The organism is Geobacter sp., assembly GCA_009684525.1.
GTDB lineage: Bacteria > Desulfobacterota > Desulfuromonadia > Geobacterales > DSM-12255 > Geoanaerobacter.
On the sequence record WKKR01000003.1, the window covers coordinates 1 to 25,036 of the forward strand.

The following is a 25,036-nucleotide window of genomic DNA, read 5'->3' on the forward strand; positions in this document are numbered from 1 at the left end:
GAAGTTATGGGAAATCTCCGTTTTCCCCTTGACTTTACTTATCATGGATGTCCCCGGAACTCCCCGGAACTCGGAACTCTCCCTGTCAATTAAATATACTGTCCCCGGAACTCCCCGGAACTCTCCCCGGAACTCTCCCCGGAACTCTCCCCGGAACTCTCCCCGGAACTCTGCCCCGGTTTGATGAGGGAGGGCAGGGTGTGATACCTGCTCTCTACTCTACCCTTTGGCGTGACCTGACCCCTTTGGCGTGACCCTTTTAGCCTCCCGATGGGAACAGAGGCAATGTTGCTTCGTACTCCACCTTAATCTCTTCTATGGCGGTATTGGTGAAGATTTTTTTGATAATTTCTTTTAGATCGACTGCTATCTGGTTGCTGTCAGGATTAAATTTATAAAGACCTGGCTTGGATCTAGTAATATGACCCTCGCTAACCCATTTTGATAATAGTCGGCTAGCATAAGATTTGGCAGAAGGATTGTCGCCTAGGTGAATAATTTTGCGCAATAATTTAGGCGTAATGTAACCATTCTCATATTTATGGCAATATCTACGAAGGAAAGAGAGTTCATTCCTCTCTTCAGCTGGAGTTAGTTGCTTTGCGTCCTTTCCTTCCTCCAACATTACTCGCACCCACCGGTGCAATACTATCTTGTCTTCATTCTCACTATAGAAAAATGGGCCATCTAGGTCTGATAAAACCTCTGCGAAAAGGTCGGAAAAAGTATCATCGACGTAATTTCTTATTTCGCTGACTTTTTTGCTGCACCATAGAACAAGAGCTTGTGCAATGAGAGCTTTTGGCGATGCGCCATAGTGATCTTTGATGCCTTTGAATACACGAAGTTGCCTTGCATCAGTCGTATTCCCATTCAATGTAAGTGCCCATCTGAAGTACCTTCCTGCTCCTTGAATATTCACATTTGGTGGTTTCTTGCCATGTGTTATAGATTCTGAAAAGATGAGATTCTTGCCCCGGCCGAGTTCATCAACATGCTTAGCAACACGCAAAATTTCCATCATATATGAGTTAACAGTCTTATGCGCACGGGAAAACCATCTGTTTGCAAAGTAGTTTGATTCTCTTATACAAAGGTTGCTAATTATTATAAAATTCGGATGAACCTCTATAATTATATCTCCGCCTTGTTCAAAATAAGCAGCGTGCGCAACTGCATTTGCAAGTGCTTCCTGAAGAGCTTTCTTGGGATATGGATGAGAAGATTTTCCCGGCCTCACTGATGGCCAATGTTGCAAAGATTCTTGGAACTCTTCAGTTAACAGCGTATATAATCCGGAAATGCTTTCATTGGATAGCGGATCTCCGCTTGTATCGTACTTTACGACTCTAAACCTACAGTCTCCAAATAATATTCTTGCTGCTTGGGTGCCTTTTAGTCCTAGGGTGTCTAGGATTGCCATTGAAAGTCCTTGCTCAAGGTAGTGGCCAGCAGTTCGTACTCTTTGTGTGAACAAGTCTACGAGTCGCGGGTTGTATATGCTGCTGACAGACTGTCTTGTAAAATCAGTCAAACCTGGCAATTTTAGCCTCAATTCAAGAATTTGTTCAGGAGCAAGCCTTGATACAGTTGTTCCTGCAGCACCATATGCATTTTCTCCCCAGTACACAACGTCCCCAGGATTTCTTAGCTCTAAAATAAGTATAAAGGCACCATTTATCTCGCATGCCTGAATTCCTTTACATGCTTGAATTGGATCGAGTTTATTGTTAATGTGTTGTGACACGGTTTCTTCAGTGGATTTTGCCCAAGAATCGTCTTTAGCGAGGAGATTTCCTTTATCATCTATTCCCAAAATGAGCCAAGCACATTCAATGTCGAGCTTATTCCCTAGCGAGCTTATCTTATGGCCATGCTCTTCTTTCCACGATGATTTTAGCTCTACATTTCTGTTTAGATGCTCTTGAATTTTCCCTCGTGTAATTAATTCGATCACATCACCAATCGTCCTTGGAATATTCAAAACTGATTCTCCTTTGAGTTTTATGATGTATAAGGGAGTAGTAGGGGACGCCCTTTAGATATTTATATTTAACCGCTTTGCACCGTTCAATGATTCTTCCTTCTTTGACCGCATCGGTCATCATCCGCCCTTCCAACTCGGTGCCGCGGGCCTCATCGTAGCGGTAGCGCACGTACAGCAGAGATTCGCCGTACCGCTCCACAAGTGCCTTGGTGCCCTTCTGCCCCGATTTCAGGTTCAGCCGAGATTTCACCCAAACCTCTTTCACATGCAGCAGCGGTACGTTATTGCAACCGTTACAGCACTTACATCACCTTCACGTGCCGCCCAGGAAAGCATTTTCCCATGCGCTTCAACTGACTGATATGAGCGCCTGGAGGATCAATGTCTGCCATGAATTTATCAATTTGATGTTCTGATAATTCGCTGATTCGTTGTGACAGCACCGATAAAGGTTTTCTTCATTCTTCATCTTTATGAGCAAGGCCTAAAGTATCGCCGGACGGCTGTTGTGTCAAGCGGGTAAGTAACGATACCTGCGAGATTTTTGTGCTTTGTGCATGGGTGGACAATGCGGCCGGGTGCGAAGGGGTTGTCATCGGCGGCGGGCTGGGATATGGTAGCGCTATGGCTGAAAAGCGATACAACACCTTCTCTGCCGAGCTGCGGCGGCTGTTCGGTTGCCGGGTGCAGCGGATCTCGGTGGATGCGGGCTTTACCTGCCCGAACCGCGACGGCAGCGTCGGCGTCGGCGGCTGCAGCTTCTGCGGCGGCAACGGCTCCGGCGCCAAGGGGATCGTGCGCGGGCTTTCGGTGACCGAACAGCTGGAGCACGGCAAGGGGGTGATGGTCAGGAAGTACGGGGCACGGAAGTTCCTCGCCTATTTCCAGGCGTTCTCCAATACCTATGCGCCGGTGGAGCGGCTGCGGGCGCTGTATGACGAGGCTCTGGCGGTGCCGGACGTGGTGGGGCTTATCATCGGCACCCGGCCCGACTGCCTGCCGCCCGAGGTGCTGGACCTCTTGGCCGAATATGCCCGAAAGACCTACCTGCTGCTGGAGCTGGGGCTGCAGTCGTCGGTGGACCGGACTCTGGCGGCGGTCAACCGCGGCCACGACGTCGCCTGCTTCGTGGAGGCGGCTCACCACTGCCGGGAGCGGGGGATTGCCGTCTGCGCCCACCTGATCTTCGGTCTGCCGGGGGAGACGCGGGAGGAGATGCTGCAGACGGCGGAGCTCTTGAACGGGCTCGGCATCGGCGGGGTGAAGCTGCACCACCTGCATGTGATGAAGGGAACTGTGCTGGAAGAGCGGTACCGGCAGGGGGAGCTGACCCTGATGGAGCGGGACGACTACGTGGGGATCGTCTGCGATTTCCTGGAACGGCTCGATCCCAAGGTGCTGGTGATGCGGCTGGTGGGGGACGGCGGCCTCAACCTGGTGGCGCCCCGCTGGGGCACGGCCAAGTTCGATATCCTCAATGCCATCGAGCGGGAACTGGAGCGCCGCGGCACCCGCCAGGGGTTTATGTTAAAAAGGATGTCCTAAGCCCACAAACACTGCCGGCCCATCCCTGCCGATGCCGATATCCACCCTGCCGACGATGTTCGGCCTGACCACCGCCCGGAAACCGATGCCGGGGTTGAACTCGAAGTTCCTGGAGCTTGCCATGTCGAGCCGCTCGAAGACCGCTCCCAGGTCGATGAACGGTGCCACTTCCCAGTCGGCCGTAACGTCGAAGACCTCCCAGCGGAACAGCCTGATCCTCTCCTCCAGGTTGCAAAGAAAATAGCTTGAGTCGATGAAGCGGTTGCGGCCATAGCCACGCAGGGTCGATTCACCCCCGAGGATACTCCGCTCCAGGAACGGCACACCATTGCCCAGGGTCTGGTTGTAGGCCAGGCGGAAGACCGAGACGTAGCGGGCGTGGTCCAGCGGGATGAACCCTTTTGCCTCAGCCTCGTAGTGCTGGTAGCTGGCGCTGCTCCCCATGGCCCGTGAGCTGAGTTCGACCGAGACCCGCGCATAGCCGCCGAAGGTCGGGGCGATGGCAGTATCCAGGGTGCTGTAGACAAAGCCGAACTTCTGGGCGTGGGCGGAGAAGCCGTCCAAGCCCGGAACCAGCGCGGGACTGAAGAGATCGCGGATGAACGGGACGCTGGTGACCGCTCCTCGCTCGATGTTGACGGACCTGAAGCGTTCCCCCACCAGCAGGCTGATGTGCCGCCAGAAATTGTAGCTGGCCGTCAGGGTAAAGCCGCTCTCCTGATCTGCATAGTTGGTTTCGTCCGCGGTACGGCTGTCCGACTGGAAGCCGAAGAAGCGGGCGGAGCCGTCGGTCAGGTGATAGGCAAAGGCGTTCAGTTCCAGCTTTCCCGCCAGGAGGGTCTTGTCGATGAGACGGGCCTCGTAATCGTTGTTCACCTTGGTGGATTGGGAGAGGTTGATCTCCCAACTGCTGGTGGTGGTCGGGTAGAAAGCGCCGTAGAGCGAGGTGGTCACCCCGAAGTTCTTGTTGAAGTTGACCTGGGGGGCGACCAGCGCGTTGATCTCGTCCTTGTTGTTGTGCAGGAGGAAGGCGGTGAGCGCGCCGCCGGTGATCCCCTCGTTGGGGCTCGATGCGATCACCGGAAGGGGGACGACGACGGTCTTCACTTCCTCCGGGGATTCGCTGGTGGCCAGAGGGTAGGGGAGCCGGTCACGCGGCACCATGGTGGTGCAGGCGGTGAGCATGGCGCAGAGCATGATGAGTAGATACGAGAGAGGGCGCATAGAACGAGTTCACGGATTGATAGCATAGTCCGGAAACGTTTAATAGCCTGATCGGTGGAGTTCTGTCAAAGCAATTTTTCCCGGGGCGCTGCCGGGTCTCCCCGGCGGCGCGATCCTTTTACGGGCCATGAGACCCTCTGCCCATCAGCCCCAGCGGAGCATTCCCGGTTCGTAGATCGGCCCGAGCTCAGGGTGCCGGGGTATAACGCGGATCAGAAAGCCGTGGCGCCCTGAAAAACGGCACTCCATGGTCCCCTCGAAGCGGTAGATCCCGTTCCCCTGTTCTTCTCCGGGCGTGAAGGGGATCAATTCCCCACCGACGATGTTCCCCCGCGAATCGAGGACCCCGAAGTAGGCCTCCACCGAGACCTCGTCCAGCGGGATCTCGCCCAGAAAGACCCGTGCCGCGGCGGTCAGGCGGGAGCCGCTGGCCACCTCGTCGGTGCCGTCGCATTCGACGCTGTCGATGCGGACCTTCCCCCAGAGGTTTCTCATCTGGCCTTTCCAGCGGGCCAGGTCGGTTGCCAGCCGGAGGTTATCCTGGGCGAGCCGTTGCCAGTGCTCGAAGGAATGGATGTAGAAGCGCTCCGAGTACTCCTGCAGCATCCGGTCGGTGCTGAAGAAGGGGCAGAGCGACTGCATGGAATTCTTCATCCAGCCGATCCAGCCGCGGGGGATCCCTTCGCCGACGCGGTCGTAGAAGAGCGGAACGATCTCCTTTTCCAGCAGGTCGTACATGGCGCGGCTCTCCACCTCGTTCTGGTGCTCGATGTCCTTGTAGACCTCACCCTTGCCGATGGCCCAGCCGTTGTTCCCCCGGTACCCCTCGCACCACCAGCCGTCCAGGACGCTCATGTTGAGGCCGCCGTTGAAGGCGACCTTCATGCCGCTGGTCCCGCTGGCCTCAAGCGGCCGCCGCGGGGTGTTGAGCCAGACGTCGACCCCCTGCACCAGGTGGCGCGCCACGGACATGTCGTAGTCCTCGATGAAGACGATCCGGTGGCGGAACGGTTCCTCCTTGGAGAACTGGACGATCTGGCGGATCAGCTCCTTGCCTTCGTGATCGTGGGGGTGGGCCTTGCCGGCAAAGATGATCTGCACCGGCCGGCCGGCGTTGTTGAGGATGCGGGCAAGCCGCTCCGGATCGCGCAAAAGCAGCGTGCCCCGCTTGTAGGTGGCGAAGCGGCGGGCAAAGCCGATGGTGAGGGTTTCCGGATCGAGTACCTCTTCGGAGGATTCTATCTCCTTGGGGGTTGCCCCCACCTGGGCGAGCTGAGCTTTCAGCCGTTCCCGGGCAAAGCCGACCAGCCGTTCGCGGCACCGCTCGTGCACCCGCCAGAATTCGGCGTCCGGGATGCGGGATACGCGCCGCCAGACCGCCTGGTTGGTCGGCTCGTCGAGCCAGCGGGTGCCGAGGTAGCGGGTCAGAAGGCTTGCCATGTCCAGGGAGAGCCAGGTCTTGGCATGGACCCCGTTGGTGATGGAGGAAAGGGGGAGGTGCTCTTCGGGGAGCTCGGGCCAGAGGTTCTTCCACATCTGCCGCGAAACCTCGCCGTGCAGCTCGCTGACGCCATTGGAGTGGGCCGCGAGCTTGAGGGCGAGCACTGCCATGCAGAACGATTCGTGGTGGTTGCTGGGGTTCTGGCGCCCCAGGCCGAGGAATTCGTCGCGGGAGATCCCCAGGCCGCGGTAGTATTTCCCGAGGTATTTTTCCAGGAGGTCGGGGGGGAAGTGGTCGATCCCCGCCTCCACCGGGGTGTGGGTGGTGAAGACCGTGCCCGCCCTGACTACTTCATGTGCTTCGCGGAAGGAGACCCCCTGTTCCGCCATCAGGAGCCTGATCCGCTCCAGTGCCAGGAACGCGGAGTGCCCTTCGTTCATGTGGCAGACGTTCGGTTCAATGCCCAGGAGCCTGAGCGCCCGGATGCCGCCGATGCCGAGCAGGATCTCCTGGCGGATCCGCATCTCCTGGTCGCCGCCGTAGAGCTGGGCCGTGATCTCCCGGTCCTCGGGCGAGTTTTCCTCCAGGTTGGTATCCAGCAGGTAGAGCGGCACCCGTCCCACCTGCAGCCGCCAGATATGTGCCTTGAGCTTGCGGCCGGGGAATTCCAGTTCCACCGAGAGCGGTACCCGCTTTTCGTCCCGTTCCAGGTGGAGCGGCAGATTGTAGAAGTCGTTTTCCGGGTAGTATTCCTGCTGCCAGCCTTCGATGTTCAGGTACTGGCGGAAGTACCCCTGGCGGTAGAGCAGCCCGATCCCGACCAGCGGGATACCCAGGTCGCTGGCCGATTTCAGGTGGTCGCCGGAGAGGATGCCCAGGCCGCCCGAGTAGATCGGGACCGACTCGTGAAAGCCGAATTCCATGGAGAAGTAGGCGGTCTTGAGCGGGTGGTCCTTGCCGTGGGTCTTTTCGAACCAGGTGGTGCTGGAGAGGTAGGTCTGCAGCATATCGTCCACCTGCTCCAGCGTCGACATGAACCCTTCATCGGCCGCCAGGCTGTCGAGGGTTGCCTGCTGCAGGCTGCCGAGCATCTCGATCGGGTTGTGCCGGACCGCGTGCCAGAGTTCGATGTCGATCCGTTTGAAGAGGCTGCGCGCTTCAGGTTCCCAGGTCCACCAGAGGTTGCGGGCGATCCGCTGCAGCCGGGAGAGTTCCGGGGTGAGTGACGGGACCACGGTGAAACGGTGGAGCATAGAGCTGAAATCCATAGTGCCCTCCGGGCGTTATTGGTCGTAATGGCTGTGCCGGTGCTTTCTTCGCTGCATGCCGGGTATCCTGCGCTGTAACGAGGTATGTCACGGCTTTTCGATGCCGAATTTTTCCAGGCGGTATTGCAACGTCTTGTAGCTCATGCCGAGGAGGGGCGCGGCCTTGGCGATCACCCATCCCGAACGGTCCATGGCCTTGACGATCAACTCCCGTTCGAGCTGCTCCATGGAGATCCCCTGCGGCGGAAGATCCAGTCGGAGATCCCCCGCCGGCGAGCCGTTGCCGTGGACCTCGGCGGGGAGGTCTTCGGGCTGGATCAATTCCCCTTCCGCCATCAGCACCCCGCGCTCGATGACCGACTCCAGCTGGCGGACGTTGCCGGGCCAGCTGTAGTTCATCAGCAGCTTCAAGGCGGGTTTGGCAATCCCCTTGACGGCCAGCCCCGAGCTGGCATTGTATTTCCCGATGAAGAAATCAGCCAGGGAGGCGATGTCGTTGCCCCGCTCCCGGAGCGGCGGCAGACCGATCCTGATCACGTTGAGCCGGTAATAGAGGTCTTCGCGGAAGGTCCCCTTGCGGATTTCCACCTCCAGATCCTTGTTGGTGGCCGATATGATCCGGACATCCACCGGAACGTTGATCTTGCCCCCCACCCGGCGGACCTCTTTCTCCTGAATTGCGCGCAAGAGCTTTGCCTGCATTGCCACGTTCATCTCGGCGATCTCGTCGAGGAAGACCGTTCCCCCGGTTGCCGCCTCGAAGATGCCGATCTCCCGTGCCGTGGCGCCAGTGAACGACCCCTTCTCGTGACCGAACAGCTCGCTTTCGATGAGCGTTTCGGGGATGGCGGCGCAGTTGATCGCCAGGAAGGGGTTGCTGCGGCGCGCCGAAAGGTCGTGAATGGCCCGGGCCACCAGCTCCTTGCCGGTCCCCGACTCGCCGTAGATGAGGACGGTGGATGTTGTCGGGGCGATCTTGTTGACGATCCGGTAGACCTCCTTGATCTTCGGATGCTCGCCGATGATGTCCGGGAGGATGATCGTATCCTGGAGTTTCTTGTGGAGCAGGGTGTTTTCCTGCAGCAGCTTGATGTGATCGAACGCCCTTCTCAGGGTCATCAGCAGGTTTTCCCGTTCCAGCGGCTTCTCCAGGTAGTCGAACGCCCCCTTTTTCATCGCTTCCACGGCAGAGTCCACCGTGCCGTGGGCGGTCATGATGATCAGGCACTGCTGGGGGTTCTGGGCAAGGACCGCTTCCAAAAGCTCCATGCCCGACATTCCCTGCATCTTCAGGTCGGTGAGGAGCAGGTCGTATTCCTCGCGCTCCAGGCGCTCCAGCGCCTCCCGGCCGCCCGGCACCGATACGGTCCGATAGCCTTCCCGCGTCAGGATCGCCTCGAGAATGTCCCGCTGCCCTTTTTCGTCGTCTACGATCAGTACCCTGCCGGATACGGTCATGCCTGTTCTCCAGAATGCGTCCCGGCTGCGCGTCCCGGCAGGGTCACCGTGAAGGTTGTCCCCTGTCCGACCACGCTTTCAACGCCGATGGAGCCGCCGTGCTCCCTGATGATCCGTTCGGTGATGGCCAGGCCGAGCCCGATGCCGGCTTCCTTGGTGGTGAAATAGGGCTGGAATATCTTGTCCAGGTCTTCCTGCCTGATGCCATTGCCCTGGTCGGCAAAGGTGAGGCGGAATGTGCCGCTGGCGGCGTCAAAAGATGCCCCGAGCGTGACTGTCCCGCCGTCCGGCATTGCCTGGCCCGCATTGGTGATGAAGTTGAAAAGACAATTGCGCAACAGCTCCGCGTCAACGTACATCGGGGGGAGATCCGGCGCCACGTCCAGCTTCAGTTCGATCTGCTGTTCGACCAGCTTGTCGCGCATGACCGGCAGCGCCTTAGCCAGGAGCTCTGAATATGATACTTCGCCTGGGCGGATTTTCAACGGCCTGCCATAGTTCATGAAATTGAGCACCATGTAGTTGGCCCGCCGCACCTCCTCCTTGATCTTCTCCAAAAGCTCTTCCGCTTCGGCGTGCCGCTCGCCGCAGGCGGGGAGGATCTCGCTTTTCAGATGGTCGGAAGCCAGGCTGATGTAGTTGAGCGGGTTCCGGATTTCATGGGCGATCCCCGAGGCGAGCTGGCCGACCCGGGAGAGGTGCTCTGCCTCGTAGAGTCTCTTTTCCAGCGATTCCCGCTCGCGGAGCTTTTCCACCATCTCGTTGAAATTCTCTGCCAGTTCGCCGATCTCGTCACTGGTTTCCACCGGGAAGTTGACTGACAGGTCGCCGCCGGAAACCTTCTTGACCCCCTCTGCCAGCCGATGGATCGGTTCCGTGTAGCGCCGGGCAAGAAAAATGATGAGGCAGATGCCGGTTGCAAAGATCGTGCAGGTTGCTGCCAGGCGGCGGGTAAAGTTCTCGTGCTGGATCTCGCGGATATTGTCGAGCAGGAGGTTGATCTCCACGAATCCGAGCTGCTCGTCGCCGATGATGACCGGCACCACCAGCTTGAACGGCTTCACCATGGTGCCGGTGATGCCGCGAGTTTCCTTGGCTCCCGGCACGGCCTTCAGCCCTTTTTCCTTGTTGAGTTTCTTCAGGTCACGCTGCTTGCCGATCTTCTTGGGATCGGTGGAATCGATGATCTCCCCTTCGGTGTTGATGATGTTGATTTCGTCGATACCTTTCTGGCGGGCTTCCTTGAGATAGTTTGCCAGGTTCGACGTATCCTCGTCGCTTTCCGAGGTCAGGTCCATGACGCTTTTCTGCAGGATGTCGGAGACGGCGGTGGAGCTGTCCTGGATCTCCTCCACCAGCTTGTGCTGGCTGTACTGGTTGAGGGTGAACAGGGTGACGACGGCGATCACCAGCAGGGTGAGCATGATGAGAACCAGCTTGGTGTTCAGTTTCACGTGTGGCCCCTTGTGGCGATGAATGAAGTGTCGGCCGGGATTATACACGAGCAGGGGGGGGGAAACAAGGATGGTACGACCGACGGCGGCGACGGTGCGCGGACGTTGAAACAGTGCTTCTGTATACGGGTGATTTCTGCTACCCTGTCTGGGAATATACTCCCATCGCCACCTGTTTGAGGACTCGGGATGCACGAACTTGCCATAACCCAGGGGATTGTCGATGTTTGTCAGGAACATGCCCGCGGGCGTCGCGTGCTGGAAGTGGTGCTGGAGATCGGCGAGCTTGCCGGCGTTGTGCCGGAATCGGTGGAGTTCTGTTTCTCGGCCGTTACCAGCGGCACCCTGCTGGAGGGAGCCCGGCTGGTCATCCAGCGGATTCCGGGGCGGGGGCGCTGCGTCGACTGCCGCGCGGAATTCGGCCGGAGTACCTATTTCGACCCCTGTCCCGAGTGCGGCGGCTACCAGGTGGAGGTCCTTGCCGGCGAGGAGTTGCGGGTGAAAGAGCTGGACCTGGACGAGGAAGAGGTCCGAAGCTGACGGATTACCCTCGGCAGGGCCGTTGCGGCCGACTGCGGGAGACCCTTGAGGAGGCTTGAAAGATGTGCATCACCTGCGGATGTGAGACAACAGGACACGAACACGGCCACCAGCATCGCCATGACGATGGCACGGTACACAGCCATGTGCATAGCCACGAACACGGTCACGTGCATGGGGATGAACATGGCCATGAGCACGGCCATGAGCACGAGCAAGGAGATGCCTCGGTTTCGCGCGCCCGGATGACCGTCGAGACCGACATCCTGGCTCGCAACGACCGCCTTGCCGCGGCCAACCGCGCCATCTTTGCGCAGCACGGGATCTTTGTCCTGAACCTGGTCAGCTCGCCCGGCTCCGGCAAGACGACCCTGCTTGAGCGGACGCTCAAAGACCTTGCCGGCAGGTTTCGTTGCGCGGTCATCGAAGGGGACCAGCAGACCGACAACGATGCGGTCCGGATCGCCGCCACCGGGGTGCCGGTGCGGCAGATCAACACCGGAACCGGCTGCCACCTGGATGCCCACATGGTCCGCCATGCGCTGGACCACTTTGATCTCCACCAGCTCGATATCCTCCTGATCGAAAACGTCGGCAACCTGGTCTGCCCTGCCTCGTTCGACCTGGGCGAACACCACAAGGCCGTGGTGCTGTCGGTCACCGAGGGGGAGGACAAGCCGCTCAAGTATCCCCAGATGTTCCATGCCGCCGATGTCATGCTTCTCAACAAGGTCGATCTCCTGCCCCACGTGGAGTTTTCCGTGGAGCGCTGCCTGGAGATGGCCCGCCGGGTCAGGCCGGATGCCACCATCTTCGAGGTTTCGGCCAGGAGCGGTGCCGGCATGGATGCCTGGTATGCCTGGTTGGCTGCCGGCGTGGCAGGCACACGGAATGCCGTAAAGAAGGGCTGAGGCTCGCATGGGGCCTGTTTCGACCAGTGGACGGATCAAGGTGGAGATCGACGGGATCGTCCAGGGGGTCGGGTTTCGCCCATTTATCTATCGTCTGGCGCAGCGCCATGGGCTGAGCGGCTGGGTCTGCAACACGCCGGCCGGGGTGCTGCTCGAAGCCGAGGGCGCGGAGGAGACGCTCAAAGGATTCCTGGAGGGAATCCGGCAGGAGGCGCCGCCACTGGCGGTTGTCGGGGCGCTACGGTCAACCGCTATCCCCTTGGCTGGGGGCACGGGGTTTGCCATCGTTGCCAGCGGCGCGGGGGAAGGGCGGGCGGAGCCTCCTCCGGACAGCGATGTCTGCACCGACTGTCTGCGCGAGCTTTTCGACCCAATGGACCGGCGCTACCGCTATCCGTTCATCACCTGTACCAACTGCGGTCCCCGCTATTCCATCATCAGTGGCATCCCCTACGACCGGCCCCTCACCACCATGGCCGGTTTCCCCCTCTGCCCCGACTGCCGCAGCGAATACGAAGACCCGGCAGACCGCCGTTTCCATGCGCAACCCCTGGCCTGCCCCGTCTGCGGGCCGCGCCTGCGACTGGTCGATGCCGGTGGCGCCGATCTGGCCGGCGATCCGATCGACCGGACGACACGCCTTCTTGCGGAGGGGCGGATCGTTGCCGTCAAGGGGGTGGGGGGCTATCACCTGGCCGTGGATGCCGCGAACAGCGCGGCGGTTGCCGAACTCCGGCGCCGCAAGCGGAGGAATGACAAGCCGTTGGCCATGATGGTGGCGGACGTTGCCGGGGCAGCGGCCATCGCTTTTGTGGACAGCATGGAGAGCCGCCTGCTGGAAGGGCCGGAGCGCCCCATCGTCCTTTTGCGCAAGCGTGCGGATGCCCCCATTGCCCCGGAGGTTGCGCCGCTTAGCGGCTATTTCGGGATCATGCTGCCGGCCAGCCCGGTGCATCACCTGCTCCTGGCTGACCATCGCTTCACGGCCCTGGTCATGACCAGCGGCAACCGCTCCAGCGAACCGATCGCCTACCGGGAGGAAGAGGCCCTGGCGCAACTGGCCGGGATTGCCGACGCCTTTCTCATCCACGACCGGGGGATCAGGACCAGGGTGGACGATTCGGTGATCCGCGTCTTTCGCGGCAACCCGCTCTTTCTCCGTCGTTCCCGCGGCTATGTCCCTCGGGCGGTGACCCTGCCCGCCGGGCAGCCGAGCGTCCTGGCGGTGGGGGCCGAGCTGAAGGGGGCCTGCTGCCTGACCCGCGGCGACCGGGCGTTCATGAGCCAGCACATCGGCGACCTGCAGAATGTGGCGACCCTGGAATCCCTGGCCGAATCCGGCGACCACCTGCAAAGGCTCCTGGAGATCGCGCCGGTGCTGGTCGCCCATGACCTGCACCCGGACTACCTCTCCACCCGTTTCGCCCTGGAGCGGACCGGCCTGCCGGCTGTCGGGGTCCAGCATCACCACGCCCATCTCGCCGCCTGCATGGCCGAGAACCGGCTGGAGGGGCCGACCATCGGGGTGATATTCGACGGCACCGGCTTCGGGCCTGACGGCACGGTCTGGGGGGGGGAATTCCTGGTTGGCGACTATGCCGGCTACCGGCGCTCGGGGCGCTTCCGCCAGGTCCCGCTCCCCGGCGGCGACGCGGCGATCCGCGAGCCCTACCGGATGGCGCTCTCCTGGTGCCATGCGGCACTCGGCGAGGCGGCATTCGCTCTCCCCCTGGAGGGGTGGAGCGGGCTTTCCGATCAGGAGCGGGCGCTGATGCGGCAGCTCCTGGAGCGGAGGATCAATGCGCCGCTCACCTCAAGCTGCGGCCGGCTGTTCGATGCGGTTGCCGCGCTGCTGGGGGTCAGGGGGATCATCTCCTACGAGGGGCAGGCAGCCATCGAGCTGGAGGCGCTGGCAGAGGAGGGGCGGCCGAGCCGTGGCTATCCGGTGCCGGTCGTTGCGCGGGACGGGCTCTGGGAGGTCGACTGGGCGCCGCTGATCGCGGCGCTGCTCGAAGACCTGGCCAGTGGCGTTGCAGCGGCGGATATGGCCGCGAGCTTCCATGCTGCCCTGGTTGAGACGGCTGTGGCGGTTTGCGGGCGGCTGCGCGATGAGACCGGCATCGGCCGGGTCGCGCTCTCCGGCGGGGTCTTCCAGAACCGGCTCTTGACCGAGGGGCTCTGCAGCCGGCTCGAAACAGCGGGATTCACGGTCCATACCCACCGGCTGGTCCCCCCCAACGACGGGGGGCTGGCCCTGGGGCAGGCGATCATTGCAGGAAGGAACGGAATATGTGTCTAGGTGTACCGATGAAACTGGTCAGTATCGACGGCACCGACGCGGTGGCGGAAATCGACGGCGTCCAGCGGGAGGCATCGCTCATGCTCCTGGACGAGGAGGTCGCGGTGGGGGATTTCGTCATCGTCCATGCCGGGTTCGCCATTACCCGTCTCGATGAGGCGGAGGCGCTGGAAACCCTCTCCATCATGCGGGAGGTGTTCGACCCCGAGGACATGGCATGAAGTACCAGGACGAATACCGCGATCGCGACCTGGTGCAGGGGCTTGCCGAGCGCCTGCGCGCATGCGCGGCCGGTGCCGGCCGGGCCATGACCTTCATGGAGGTCTGCGGCACCCATACCATGGCCATCTATCAGTACGGGCTGCGGGGGCTCCTGCCGCCGGAGGTGCGGCTGATCTCCGGTCCGGGCTGCCCGGTCTGCGTCACCCCCAACACCTACCTGGACAAGGCCATTGCCTGCTGCCGCCTGCCGGACACCATCGTCGCCACCTTCGGCGACATGCTCCGGGTCCCCGGTTCGACGTCGTCGCTGATGGAAGAGCGGGCCAGGGGAGCTGACATCAGGATCGTTTACTCGCCGCTGGATGCGGTGAAGATCGCCTCTGCCAACCCCGACCGCCGGGTGGTCTTTCTCGGCGTCGGTTTCGAGACCACGGCGCCGACCATTGCCGGCAGTATCCTGGCGGCCCGCACGGCCGGGCTGGCCAACTTCCTGGTGCTCTCGGCCCACAAGACCATGCCGACGCCGATGCAGGCGCTGGCCGCCGATCCGGAGCTGGCCATCGACGGCTTCATCTGCCCGGCCCATGTCAGCACCATCATCGGCGCCGATGCCTACCTGCCCCTGGCCGAGGAGTTCGGGCGCCCCTGCGTGATTACCGGTTTCGAGCCGGCCGACGTCCTCCAGGGGGTGCTGATGCTTGCCGGACAGGTGGCAAAGGGGGAGAGCCGGGTGGAGATCCAGTACCGGCGGGCCGTGAAGCCGGAAGGGAACCGGAAGGCGCGGGAGATCCTCGATCAGGTCTTCACCCCGTGCGATGCCGAGTGGCGTGGCCTGGGGACCATCCCCGGCAGTGGGCTCAGGATCAGGGAGGAGTTTGCCGCGTTCGACGTGGAGCAGTCCCTGGCGCTTACGGTCGAGCCGTCGTGCGAGCCTGCCGGGTGCCGCTGCGGCGATGTGCTGAAGGGGAAGATCACCCCGTTCGACTGCCCGCTGTTCGCCACGGTCTGCACTGCCGATGCCCCGGTGGGGGCGTGTATGGTGTCGACGGAGGGGACATGTGCCGCAGCCTACAAGTACGGGAGGTAGGGAACGCCGCTTTTCCGCTCCGGCTGCGTAAGTCTTCGGGACCGCTTGTGCGGCGTAGCGCTGCTACGCCTCCGCGCAATCCCTCGACAGCCTTGCCGGAACAAAAAATCGACGTTCCCATGTAGTGAAAAAACCAGTCGGCTTCGGATAACGCTTCAGATGCATCGCGCGACGAACCGCAACGCCGCAGATGGACGTTTGCCGGAGTCGCAGGTTGTTGAAAAACTCAGGTTGTTCAAAAACGGTCAGATCGTTGCACCCGCAGAAAGCCCCGCGGAGGCGTAGTACCCATAGGGCATAAACAGCGCTACGCCGCACAAGGTGGCTTTTCGAGGACGGCGGCGAGATGGCTGTTTTTCAACAACCTGTCAGAGGAGGAACAGTGGACAACGATTTAATTCTTCTCGGCCACGGCAGCGGCGGGGTGCTCTCGCACAAGCTGCTCTCCGATTTGGTCATCCCCGCGCTTTCCGGCACCCCCCTGGCGGGACAGGACGATGCGGCGGTGGTGGAACTGAACGGCCAGCGGCTTGCCTTTACCACCGATTCCTATGTGGTCGACCCGATCTTTTTCCCCGGCGGCCATATCGGTACCCTGGCGGTGAACGGCACGGTCAACGACCTGGCCATGGTCGGGGCGCGGCCGCTCTTTCTGAGCTGCGGCCTGATCATCGAGGAGGGGTTCAGCAGGGCGGACCTGGCGCGGATCGTCGACGGCATGCGGAGCGCCGCGGATGCCGCCGGCGTGCGGATCGTCACCGGCGATACCAAGGTGGTGCCGCGGGGGAAGGCGGACAAGATATTCATCAATACCGCCGGGGTCGGTGTCTGCGACCAAGGGGTGGTGCTGAGCGGCAGCAATGCCCGTCCCGGCGACAAGATCATCGTCAGCGGTACCATCGGCGATCACGGAATCGCCGTCATGGCCAGCCGGGAGGGGCTGCAGCTCTCCACCGAGATCCTGAGCGACTGTGCCGCTCTGAACGGCTTGGTGGCCGAGATTCTGGAGGTGGGGAAGGATGGAGTCCGCGTGCTGCGCGACCCGACCCGGGGCGGCGTGGCGACCACCCTCAAGGAGATCGCACTCCAGTCGGACGTCACCCTGACCCTCGACGAGGCAGCCCTGCCGCTGGACCAGGCGGTGAAGGGGGTCTGCGCCATTCTCGGGCTCGACCCGCTCTATGTGGCAAACGAAGGGAAGCTGTTGGCTCTGGTTGCACCGGAACTTGCCGAGGCGGTGCTGGCGCGGATGCGCAGGCATCCGCTGGGGCAGAGCGCCGCCGTTATCGGCGAGGTGACTGCCGGCGGCAGCGGCCGGGTGCAGATCCGGACGGCCGTGGGGGGTCTGCGGGGAGTGGAGATGCTGGCCGGGGAGCAGTTGCCGAGGATCTGCTGAAGAAAACTTCTGTTCGTGTGGACTGAACGCACGGTTCAGCGATGCGGGCCTCAGCCACCGCCCATGCTGCAGGAGGGACCTGCCGCAAATGAACTGCTGCCGCCGCCGATGGCGCAGGAGGATATCTGGCGCTTCACTTCTGCGGAGCCGCAGGCCGGGCAAACGACTCCTTCGTCGCCGGCCCCCATCCGTTGCAGTTTGGAAAAGGCCTCGCCGCAACTGCTGCAGAGATATTCATAGATAGGCATCTGTTGACCTCCTCGGTTGGGAATATATTCAACTTATCATATATATTTTCAGCAGTGCAAGATTGAAGATCGACCTGAGCATAAAAAAGGGCGATGCCGCATGGCACCGCCCTTTTCCGTTCCTGTGGAACGCTCCTAGCCCAACTTGCTGATCAGCGGCACGATGAGGAGGGAGACGATGTTGATGATCTTGATCATCGGGTTGACGGCCGGGCCGGCAGTGTCCTTGTAGGGGTCGCCGACGGTGTCGCCGGTAACGGCGGCCTTGTGGGCGTCGCCCCCCTTGCCGCCAAAGTGGCCGTCTTCGATGTATTTCTTGGCATTATCCCAGGCGCCACCGCCGGTGGTCATGGAGATGGCGACGAAGATGCCGGTGACGATGGTGCCGACAATGACCCCACCCAGGGCCTTGGGGCCGAGGGTGAAACCGACGATGACCGGAGCCAGGATCGGGATGAGTCCGGGAATGACCATCTCTTTCAGAGCGGTCTTGGTGACGATGTCGACGCAGGAGGCGTAATCCGGCTTGCCGGTTCCTTCCATGATGCCCTTGATCTCGCGGAACTGGCGGCGGACTTCGACGACGACGGCGCCGCCTGCCTTGCCGACCGCTTCCATGCACTGGGCGGCAAAGTAGTAGGGGAGCATGCCGCCGATGAACAGGCCGACGATGATGTACGGATCGGAGAGGTCGAACTTGATGATCTCTTTACCGGCAAGCTGCAGCGCGTGGTTCAGTTCGTCGACGTAGGAGGTGAAGAGGATCACGGCTGCCAGGCCGGCGGAACCGATGGCGTATCCCTTGGTGACCGCCTTGGTGGTGTTGCCGACCGCGTCCAGCGGGTCGGTGACGGCGCGGACCGAGTCGTCCAGTTCGGCCATCTCGGCGATACCGCCGGCGTTGTCGGTGATCGGACCGTAGGCGTCCATGGCAACGACGATGCCGGTGAGGGAGAGCATGGAGACGGCGGCGATGGCAATGCCATAGACGCCGGCGGCGTTGAAGGAAACGATGATGCCGGCGGCGATGACAATCACCGGCAGGGCGGTCGATTTCATCGAGATGCCGAGGCCGGCGATGACGTTGGTGCCGTGACCGGTGGTGGAGGCTTCGGCGATGTGGCGTACCGGCCCGTACTCAGTGGCGGTGTAATATTCAGTGATCCAGAAAATGGCCCCGGTAACCACCAGGCCGACAATGGCAGAGATGTAAATGTTCATGGCGCCGAAGGTCTGACCGGCAGCGTTGGTCAGCCCCTGCGGGAACATCTGCGCAGTGACGAAATAAAAGGCGATGCACGCCAGGACTGCCGAGGAGATGAGCCCCTTGTAGAGAGCCGGCATGATCTTGCCGCTGGCGCCCAGCTTGACAAAGTAGGTGCCGATGATGGAAGTGATGATGGAGATGCCGCCGAGGATCAGCGGGTAGCTGACGGCGCTGGTGCTGCCGGTGAAGGTGATAGCGCCGAGCAGCATGGCGGCAATCAGGGTAACGGCATAGGTCTCGAAGAGGTCGGCTGCCATGCCGGCGCAGTCGCCGACGTTGTCGCCCACGTTGTCGGCGATGACCGCCGGGTTGCGGGGGTCGTCCTCGGGAATGCCGGCTTCCACTTTTCCCACCAGGTCGGCGCCCACGTCGGCCCCTTTGGTGAAGATGCCGCCGCCGAGACGGGCGAAGATGGAGATCAGCGAACCGCCGAAGCCGAGACCGACCAGCTGGCTGACGACGTCTTTCACCGGGGCTTCGGGCATCAGCTTCTGCAGCACCAGGTAGTATCCGGCAACGCCCAGCAGGCCGAGGCCGACCACCAGCATGCCGGTGATGGCGCCACCCTTGAAGGCGACGTTCAGTGCCTTATGGATGCCGGATTTGGCGGCTTCGGTGGTCCTGACGTTGGCGCGGACCGACACGAACATGCCGATGAAGCCGGTGAGCCCCGAAAAGAGCGCGCCGATGGCGAAACCGATGGCGGTCTTGGCTCCGAGTGTGGCGAACAGGGCGATGAACATGATCACCCCGACAACGGCAATAATGGTATACTGGCGCTTCATGTAGGCGCCCGCCCCCTCCTGAATTGCGGCGGCGATCTGTTTCATCCGCTCGTTCCCCTGGGGAAGCCCCAGGATCCACTGGGCGGAGGCCAGGCCGTAAACCACCGCTGCGGCGGCACAGGCCAAGGCGAAGTAGACTGCGTACTGTTCCATTGTGTTTCATCCTCCTCTGTATTGTTTGCCCGTTCAAAGGCGCTGGTGTCTCGGCACAAAAACGAAAAATTGTTATAGAAAAAATGGTTGAATGTCAATGAAATAAATGGTCCGAACCGGCATGGCGACACTGTATCGCAGGCAGAAGACTGGATAAGGCCTGCTTGCGACTCAGAGGGATAATTCCTTGCCAACGGCGGCGCAACCCGCTATTATCCAACAATTATGCCGTCGAAACGGGGCGAAACGCCCTTTGATCCGGAAAACCGGCCTGAGCGGCTGAAAGCCCCCTGACGTTCCCGAGGGGGAACTCTCTTTTTCGGGATTACGGACATACCCCAGAGGTGTTCATGATTGACGCACGTATCATCGACAAGCTGAAAGAGATTGTCGGGCCGGACAATGTCGCGGCGGAGATCCAGGATCTGCTCTGCTACGGCTACGACGCGACGCAGATGGAATTTCTTCCCGATGCCGTGGTGCATCCTGCCGATACCGCAGAGGTTGCCGCCGTTATGAAGCTGGCCAACCAGGAGCGGTTCCCGGTTTTTCCGCGCGGCGCAGGCAGCGGCTTTTCCGGCGGCGCCCTCCCCAAGGGGGGCGGCATCGTCCTGGTGACCACCCGCCTGAACAGGATCCTGCGGATCGACACCGAAAACCTCATCGCCGAGGTGGAGCCGGGCGTGGTGACCGAACAGTTCCAGCAGGAGGTGGAGAAGCTGGGACTCTTTTATCCGCCCGATCCGGCATCGCTCAAGTTCTCCACCCTGGGGGGGAATGTGGCCGAGAACGCCGGCGGCCCCCGCTGCGTCAAGTACGGGGTGACCCGGGACTTCGTCATGGGGCTGGAGGTGGTGCTGCCGACGGGCGAGATCATCCGTACCGGCGGCGAGACCTACAAGGGGGTGGTCGGCTACGACCTGACCCGGCTCCTGTGCGGCAGCGAGGGAACCCTGGGGGTCATCACCAAGATCATCTTCAAGCTGCTTCCCTACCCGGAAGCGAAGAAGACCATGCTCACCATCTTCGATTCCATCGACGGGGCAGCCAAGGCGGTCTCCACCATCATCGGCAACAAGATCATCCCCACCACCCTGGAGTTCATGGACCATGCGACACTGCAGTGCGTGGACCGGCGCTTCAAGATGGGTCTGCCGGCGAGCGCCAGGGCGGTTCTCCTCATCGAGGTGGACGGAGACCGGGAGCTGATCGAACGGCAGGCGGCGCGGATTCAGGAGCTGGTCAAGCCGCTCGGCCTGGTGGAGTGCAAGGTGGCAAAGGATGCGGCGGAGTCGGACGCGCTCTGGAAGGTGCGGCGGCTGGTTTCGCCGTCGCTTCGCGACGTCAACCCGGACAAGTACAATGAGGATATCGTGGTGCCCCGCAGCAAGGTGCCGGATGTCATCCGTCGCATCGAGAAGATCCAGCAGAAATACGACATCCCCATCGTCAACTTCGGCCACGCCGGCGACGGCAACATCCATGTCAACGTGATGATCGACAAGGAGGTTGCGGGTCAGCAGGAGAAGGCCCACGAAGCGATCAGGGAGGTGTTCCAGGCGGCCCTCGATCTCGGTGGCACCATGTCGGGAGAGCATGGCGTCGGCCTTTCCAAGGCGCCCTACATCCCCCTGGAGCTTTCGCCGGTGCAGATTGCGACCATGCAGGCGGTCAAGCGGGCTCTGGATCCCAACAACATTCTCAACCCGGGAAAGATGTTCCCGGTGGGAAGTACGACATAATCCACCACGGAGACACGGGGTCACGGAGAAAAACAAAGCAAAAATGTGAACCACAGAGGTTAAGACGGAAATTTTCTTTTCGTTGTTCTCTGTGCCTCCGTGTCTCCGTGGTGGGTTGAAAAGGTGTTGAATGGACCCGTTGAAGAGAGTTGAACAAGAGTTGAAAAAGTGCGTCAAGTGCGGTGCCTGCCGGGCCAACTGCCCGGCCTTTTCCGCATTCCAGCGGGAGCCGGCGGTGGCGCGCGGCAAGGTGGCCCTGGCCCAGCATATCCTCAAGGGTGACATTGGCCTGGACGATCAGACCTACCTGAACATGTCCAAGTGTCTCCTCTGCGGCAGCTGTGTGGAAAAGTGCCCCAACGAGGTCCCGACGGACGAGATCGTCATCGCGGCCCGCGAGGCGTTGGCAGAGCAGCGGGGGCTCACTACCTTTCACCAGGCCGTGGGCCGCGTCATCAAGAACCGAAAGATGATGACCTTCGGTGCCCTTGCAGCAAGCATCCTCGGCCCGCTCTTTTTCCGCAAGGTCCCCCAGACCTCGGGGCTGCGCCTCCGCTTCCCCCTGCCGTTCATCGGCAACACGCGCCATATCCCCGGCATTGCGCGCAAGCCGTTCCTCGACCGCCATCCCGAGGTGATCCCCGGCGAACCGGGCAAGCCGAGGATCGTCTTCTTTGTCGGCTGCATGACCAATTTCGTCTATACCGAGATAGGAGAGGCTGCCCTGGCGCTCTTCCGTCACCTGGGGTGCACGGTCATCATCCCCAAGGACCAGCAGTGCTGCGGGCTGCCGGGGATGTCGGGCGGCGACCTGCAGACCGTCAGGGAACTTGCCGAGCGAAATCTGGCGGCCCTGGAGAGGCACCAGGCGGATTATGTCATGACCGCCTGCGCCACCTGCGGCGGCGCGCTGCACAAGTTTTACCCCGCCGTCGTCGGCCGCCGGAACCCGGAACTGGCAGCCAGGCTGAAGGCGATTGCGGAGAAAACCGTCGATGCTGCCCAACTCCTGCATCAGCTGGGGCTTCATCCCGAAGAGACCGGAGCCGGCGAAGCGCTCAGGGTCACGTACCATGACCCCTGCCACCTGCGGACCCGTGCCATTACCAGGCAGCCGCGGGAGCTGCTCACGGCGACCCCCGGAGTGGAGCTTGCAGAGATGGAAGGGGCTGACCGCTGCTGCGGCCTCGGCGGCACCTTCAATGTCTATCACTACGGTTCGTCCATGGCGATCAACGAGGCCAAGAGTCGCGCCATCATGGCAAGCGGCGCGTCCGTGGTCGCCACCGGCTGTCCCGGCTGCATGATGCAGCTTTCCGATGGCCTCAAGCAGCATGGCCAAAAGACCCGGGTGATGCACACCCTGGAGCTTCTGGCCCGCCGCCTGCGACGCTGATCGCCGAAAAACTGTTCGTATAGAAGTACCCCCGCCTTTGATCGTCAGGAGACCCATCCGGGAAGTTCCGTTTCTTGTGTCGGGTTTTCTGCGCCAGATTAAAAATTTATTGACACTTCTCCACGGTTTGAGTATTTTTTAGCCAAAATAAAAATTGGTTTTATTTTACTGTTTATGACGGGGCATGAATGTCTGACTATAATATCGGTGCGAAGATCAAAAAACTCCGCCTTGCCAAGAAGTTGACGTTGCAGGCGGTTGCCAAGGAGACCGGGTTTTCGCCTGCGCTGATCTCGCAGATCGAAAACAATAACGTCTCCCCTCCCATTGCCACTCTCTCCAAGATAGCCAATTTCTTCGACGTGAAGATCGGTCTGTTCTTCATCGAGGACGAGGAAGAGTGCCGCTACGAGGTGGTGCGCAAGGGCGAAGGGAAGATGATCCCGCGGGTCATCTCCCGATCCGGCACCAACCAGGGGTACTCCTACGAGTCGCTTTCCTTCCGGAAGCAGAACAAGAAGATGGAGCCGTTTCTCCTCACGGTGACGGAAAAGGCCCATGAAGAGAACACCTACAGCCACGATGGCGAGGAGTTCCTCTTTATCGTGCAGGGGAATGCCGAACTTCTCCTTGAGGGGGAGCGCATCCTTCTCAACGAGGGGGACTGCGTCTATTTTGATTCATCATTGAAACATCGGCTCCTCTCTCGTGATGGCGACGAGGTCAAGGTGCTGGCAGTGGTAACGAGATAAGATGGCAGACTGGTCGGGTGTGCGGGACTGATCGCCCGGTGCACGAGCTGCGAGCCATCATAATGATACTTCGAGGAGGAGTTGCAGTGAAAATTCTCAGAGACCGGAAGGATGGCGCAGATGTCAAATAAAGCGATTAGGCCGATACTGAAAAACCTGTTTGACCCCCCCGAGAAGGTAGAATTCAACATCCCCGGTGAGATTTCCCGCACGACCGGCGGTTATGAAGAGGCGATGAAGGAGGGTCATGACCTCACGCAGCGCCCCATCAAGTCGGTCAGCATCGATCAGATCGAAAAACAGCACTTCAAAAAACGGATGACCGTCTGGGAGCGGATCCGGGTCCTTACCGACAAGGAGCCCAACGTCCTCTACCAGAACTGGGGCAAGAACCTTGACGGTGCCTCCCTGGTCACGGCCATTCTCAATATCGGCGGCCGGGACGTTGCCCTGTACGGTCACGATTTCACGGTACGTGCCGGTTCCATTGACGCCACCAACGGCAACAAGCTGGCCAGGCTCTTCTACATGGCCGGCGAGAAGGGGATTCCACTCATCGGCATGAACGACTCGGCCGGTGCCTTCGTTCCCGCCGGCGTCGGCGGCCTGGACGGGTACGCCGAGGCCTTCACCGCCCTGCGCAGAATCAGCGGCGTTGTCCCCTCCATCATGTGCATGTTCGGCTTCAACGCCGGTGGCGGCAGCTACCTGCCGCGGCAGGGGAGCTTTGTCATCCAGCCCAACGACACCTTCTTCGGCCTTACCGGTCCGGGTGTCGTCAAGTCGGTGCTCGGCGAGGACATCACTCCCGAAGAACTGGGCGGACCCAAGGTACACGGCAAGTCGGGCGTCGCCGACCTGACGGTCACCGATGAGGTGGCTGCATTGCGGACCGTGGTCCGGCTCCTCTCCTACATCCCCGACAACAACAGCGTTGCGCCTCCGTACCAGGAGACCAGCGACCCGCTCGACCGGAAGACCTGGGAGATCAACACCCTCCTGAAGAAGGCCTTCAACTCGCCGACCGGGTTCAATACGCCGTTCGACGTCTCCATCGTCATCCAGCAGATCTGTGACCATGGTGACTACTTCGAGCTGCAGCCCGAGCGTGCCCGCGAGGTGGTCACCGCCTTTGGCCGCCTGGGGGGCAACGTGGTCGGCTTCTGTGCCAACAATTCGGCAGTTGCCTCCGGCCAGATCGACTGCGACTCGGCAGTGAAGATCGCGCGCTTTGTCCGCTTCTGCAATATCTACAATATCCCGATCATCTTCATGGAAGACACCACCGGCTTCCTCCCCGGCCGCGAGCAGGAATCGCGCGGGATTGTCCAGGCCGGCCGCTCCATGCTCGACTCCATTGTCGACGTGAGGACTCCGCGGATTCTGCTGATTCTGCGCAACGCCTTTGGCGGGGCCTATGCCTCCTACAACAACTATCCCACTGGCGCCGACCTGGTGCTGGCGCTCCCCACCACCCGCCTGGCGGTCATGGGGCCTGCCGGCAAGGAGTTCGTCTACAAGGACGAGCTGCGCAAGATCCGCGGTGCCGTTGCCGAGATGATGAAGAAGGGGACCGAAGAACGGATTGCTGCCGGGATGGAAGGTGCCGCCGCGAAGAAGGATGCGGAAAAAGAGGCGGCCGAATGGCTCAAGGCCCAGGAGGCGGCCCTCAACCAGCGCTACGAAAGAGAGTTGATGAACCCGAAAGAGGGCCTGGCCCTCGGCTCCATCTCATCCATCGTCATGCCCACCGATCTGCGCAAAGTGCTGGGCGAGAATCTTGCCTTCCTCCTCAGGCACTACAAGCCCGGCCCGATGATGGGGCCGCAGCGCGAATTCCACTAAACCATTTTCGATGGAT

Annotated in this window: 19 protein-coding genes; 11 read left to right on the forward strand and 8 right to left on the reverse strand. The window is 61.0% G+C overall.

The genetic code is table 11. From position 1 onward, the window contains the following. Positions 1 to 259: 259 nt before the first annotated feature. Entirely contained in the window at positions 260 to 1,984 is a 1,725-nt protein-coding gene (locus tag GJT30_11000) for a hypothetical protein (protein ID MSM40135.1), read from the reverse strand. Next, positions 1,959 to 2,237, reverse strand: coding sequence for a hypothetical protein (locus GJT30_11005; GenBank protein MSM40136.1), 279 nt, complete (start codon positions 2,235 to 2,237; stop codon positions 1,959 to 1,961). Before GJT30_11005 ends, GJT30_11000 begins: the two co-directional genes overlap by 26 nt. Positions 2,238 to 2,611: 374 nt before the next feature. Between GJT30_11005 and GJT30_11010 the strand changes: the two genes are divergently transcribed. Next, positions 2,612 to 3,532, forward strand: a complete 921-nt coding sequence (locus GJT30_11010) for a TIGR01212 family radical SAM protein (GenBank protein MSM40137.1) — start codon at positions 2,612 to 2,614, stop codon at positions 3,530 to 3,532. On the opposite strand, the gene GJT30_11015 is transcribed toward GJT30_11010, so the two are convergent. The 4 genes from GJT30_11015 to GJT30_11030 all read right to left on the reverse strand — a co-directional run bounded on the left by GJT30_11015 (position 3,515) and on the right by GJT30_11030 (position 10,377). Next, positions 3,515 to 4,756: a BamA/TamA family outer membrane protein gene (locus GJT30_11015; protein MSM40138.1), complete on the reverse strand. Its 1,242-nt coding sequence runs from the start codon at positions 4,754 to 4,756 to the stop codon at positions 3,515 to 3,517. The two genes, GJT30_11010 and GJT30_11015, sit on opposite strands and share 18 nt — an antisense overlap. A 144-nt stretch (positions 4,757 to 4,900) precedes the next feature. Further along, on the reverse strand, positions 4,901 to 7,465 hold the full coding sequence (glgP, locus tag GJT30_11020) for an alpha-glucan family phosphorylase (protein MSM40139.1): 2,565 nt from the start codon (positions 7,463 to 7,465) through the stop codon (positions 4,901 to 4,903). An 87-nt stretch (positions 7,466 to 7,552) separates the two neighbouring features. Further along, positions 7,553 to 8,923, reverse strand: coding sequence for a response regulator (locus tag GJT30_11025; protein ID MSM40140.1), 1,371 nt, complete (start codon positions 8,921 to 8,923; stop codon positions 7,553 to 7,555). Then, entirely contained in the window at positions 8,920 to 10,377 is a 1,458-nt protein-coding gene (locus tag GJT30_11030) for a HAMP domain-containing protein (GenBank protein MSM40141.1), read from the reverse strand. The genes GJT30_11025 and GJT30_11030 overlap by 4 nt, the downstream gene beginning before the upstream one ends. Positions 10,378 to 10,566: 189 nt before the next feature. On the opposite strand from GJT30_11030, the gene hypA reads away from it, so the two are divergent. The 6 genes from hypA (at position 10,567) to hypE (ending at position 16,832) form a co-directional block, all read left to right on the forward strand. Beyond that, complete coding sequence (hypA, locus tag GJT30_11035; protein ID MSM40142.1) at positions 10,567 to 10,917, forward strand: hydrogenase maturation nickel metallochaperone HypA; 351 nt, start codon at positions 10,567 to 10,569, stop codon at positions 10,915 to 10,917. A 62-nt stretch (positions 10,918 to 10,979) separates the two neighbouring features. Beyond that, the gene (gene hypB, locus GJT30_11040) at positions 10,980 to 11,828 is read left to right on the forward strand and encodes a hydrogenase nickel incorporation protein HypB (protein MSM40143.1); all 849 of its coding nucleotides are present in this window, start codon (positions 10,980 to 10,982) and stop codon (positions 11,826 to 11,828) included. 7 nt (positions 11,829 to 11,835) lie between these two features. Beyond that, positions 11,836 to 14,127 (forward strand): carbamoyltransferase HypF, encoded by a 2,292-nt coding sequence (hypF, locus tag GJT30_11045; protein MSM40144.1) that lies wholly within the window; start codon positions 11,836 to 11,838, stop codon positions 14,125 to 14,127. Beyond that, positions 14,118 to 14,348 (forward strand): HypC/HybG/HupF family hydrogenase formation chaperone, encoded by a 231-nt coding sequence (gene hypC / locus GJT30_11050; GenBank protein ID MSM40145.1) that lies wholly within the window; start codon positions 14,118 to 14,120, stop codon positions 14,346 to 14,348. Before hypF ends, hypC begins: the two co-directional genes overlap by 10 nt. Beyond that, positions 14,345 to 15,436: a hydrogenase formation protein HypD gene (hypD, locus tag GJT30_11055; GenBank protein MSM40146.1), complete on the forward strand. Its 1,092-nt coding sequence runs from the start codon at positions 14,345 to 14,347 to the stop codon at positions 15,434 to 15,436. The genes hypC and hypD overlap by 4 nt, the downstream gene beginning before the upstream one ends. A gap of 382 nt (positions 15,437 to 15,818) precedes the next feature. Beyond that, positions 15,819 to 16,832 carry a hydrogenase expression/formation protein HypE gene (gene hypE / locus GJT30_11060; GenBank protein ID MSM40147.1) on the forward strand — a complete coding sequence of 338 codons (1,014 nt, stop codon included), beginning with the start codon at positions 15,819 to 15,821 and terminating at the stop codon, positions 16,830 to 16,832. A gap of 50 nt (positions 16,833 to 16,882) precedes the next feature. On the opposite strand, the gene GJT30_11065 is transcribed toward hypE, so the two are convergent. Both GJT30_11065 and GJT30_11070 read right to left on the reverse strand, forming a co-directional pair. Further along, the gene (locus GJT30_11065; GenBank protein MSM40148.1) at positions 16,883 to 17,080 is read right to left on the reverse strand and encodes a zinc ribbon domain-containing protein; all 198 of its coding nucleotides are present in this window, start codon (positions 17,078 to 17,080) and stop codon (positions 16,883 to 16,885) included. 135 nt (positions 17,081 to 17,215) lie between these two features. Next, positions 17,216 to 19,285 carry a sodium-translocating pyrophosphatase gene (locus GJT30_11070; protein MSM40149.1) on the reverse strand — a complete coding sequence of 690 codons (2,070 nt, stop codon included), beginning with the start codon at positions 19,283 to 19,285 and terminating at the stop codon, positions 17,216 to 17,218. 350 nt (positions 19,286 to 19,635) lie between these two features. On the opposite strand from GJT30_11070, the gene GJT30_11075 reads away from it, so the two are divergent. The 4 genes from GJT30_11075 (at position 19,636) to GJT30_11090 (ending at position 25,020) form a co-directional block, all read left to right on the forward strand. After that, on the forward strand, positions 19,636 to 21,027 hold the full coding sequence (locus tag GJT30_11075) for an FAD-binding protein (GenBank protein MSM40150.1): 1,392 nt from the start codon (positions 19,636 to 19,638) through the stop codon (positions 21,025 to 21,027). Positions 21,028 to 21,157: 130 nt separating this feature from the next. Then, a complete protein-coding gene (locus GJT30_11080) occupies positions 21,158 to 22,423 on the forward strand; it encodes a 4Fe-4S dicluster domain-containing protein (GenBank protein ID MSM40151.1) in 1,266 nt (421 codons plus the stop codon). 188 nt (positions 22,424 to 22,611) lie between these two features. Further along, positions 22,612 to 23,175 carry a helix-turn-helix domain-containing protein gene (locus GJT30_11085; protein ID MSM40152.1) on the forward strand — a complete coding sequence of 188 codons (564 nt, stop codon included), beginning with the start codon at positions 22,612 to 22,614 and terminating at the stop codon, positions 23,173 to 23,175. Positions 23,176 to 23,295: 120 nt separating this feature from the next. Continuing rightward, complete coding sequence (locus GJT30_11090; GenBank protein ID MSM40153.1) at positions 23,296 to 25,020, forward strand: acetyl-CoA carboxylase carboxyltransferase subunit; 1,725 nt, start codon at positions 23,296 to 23,298, stop codon at positions 25,018 to 25,020. Positions 25,021 to 25,036 lie beyond the last annotated feature (16 nt).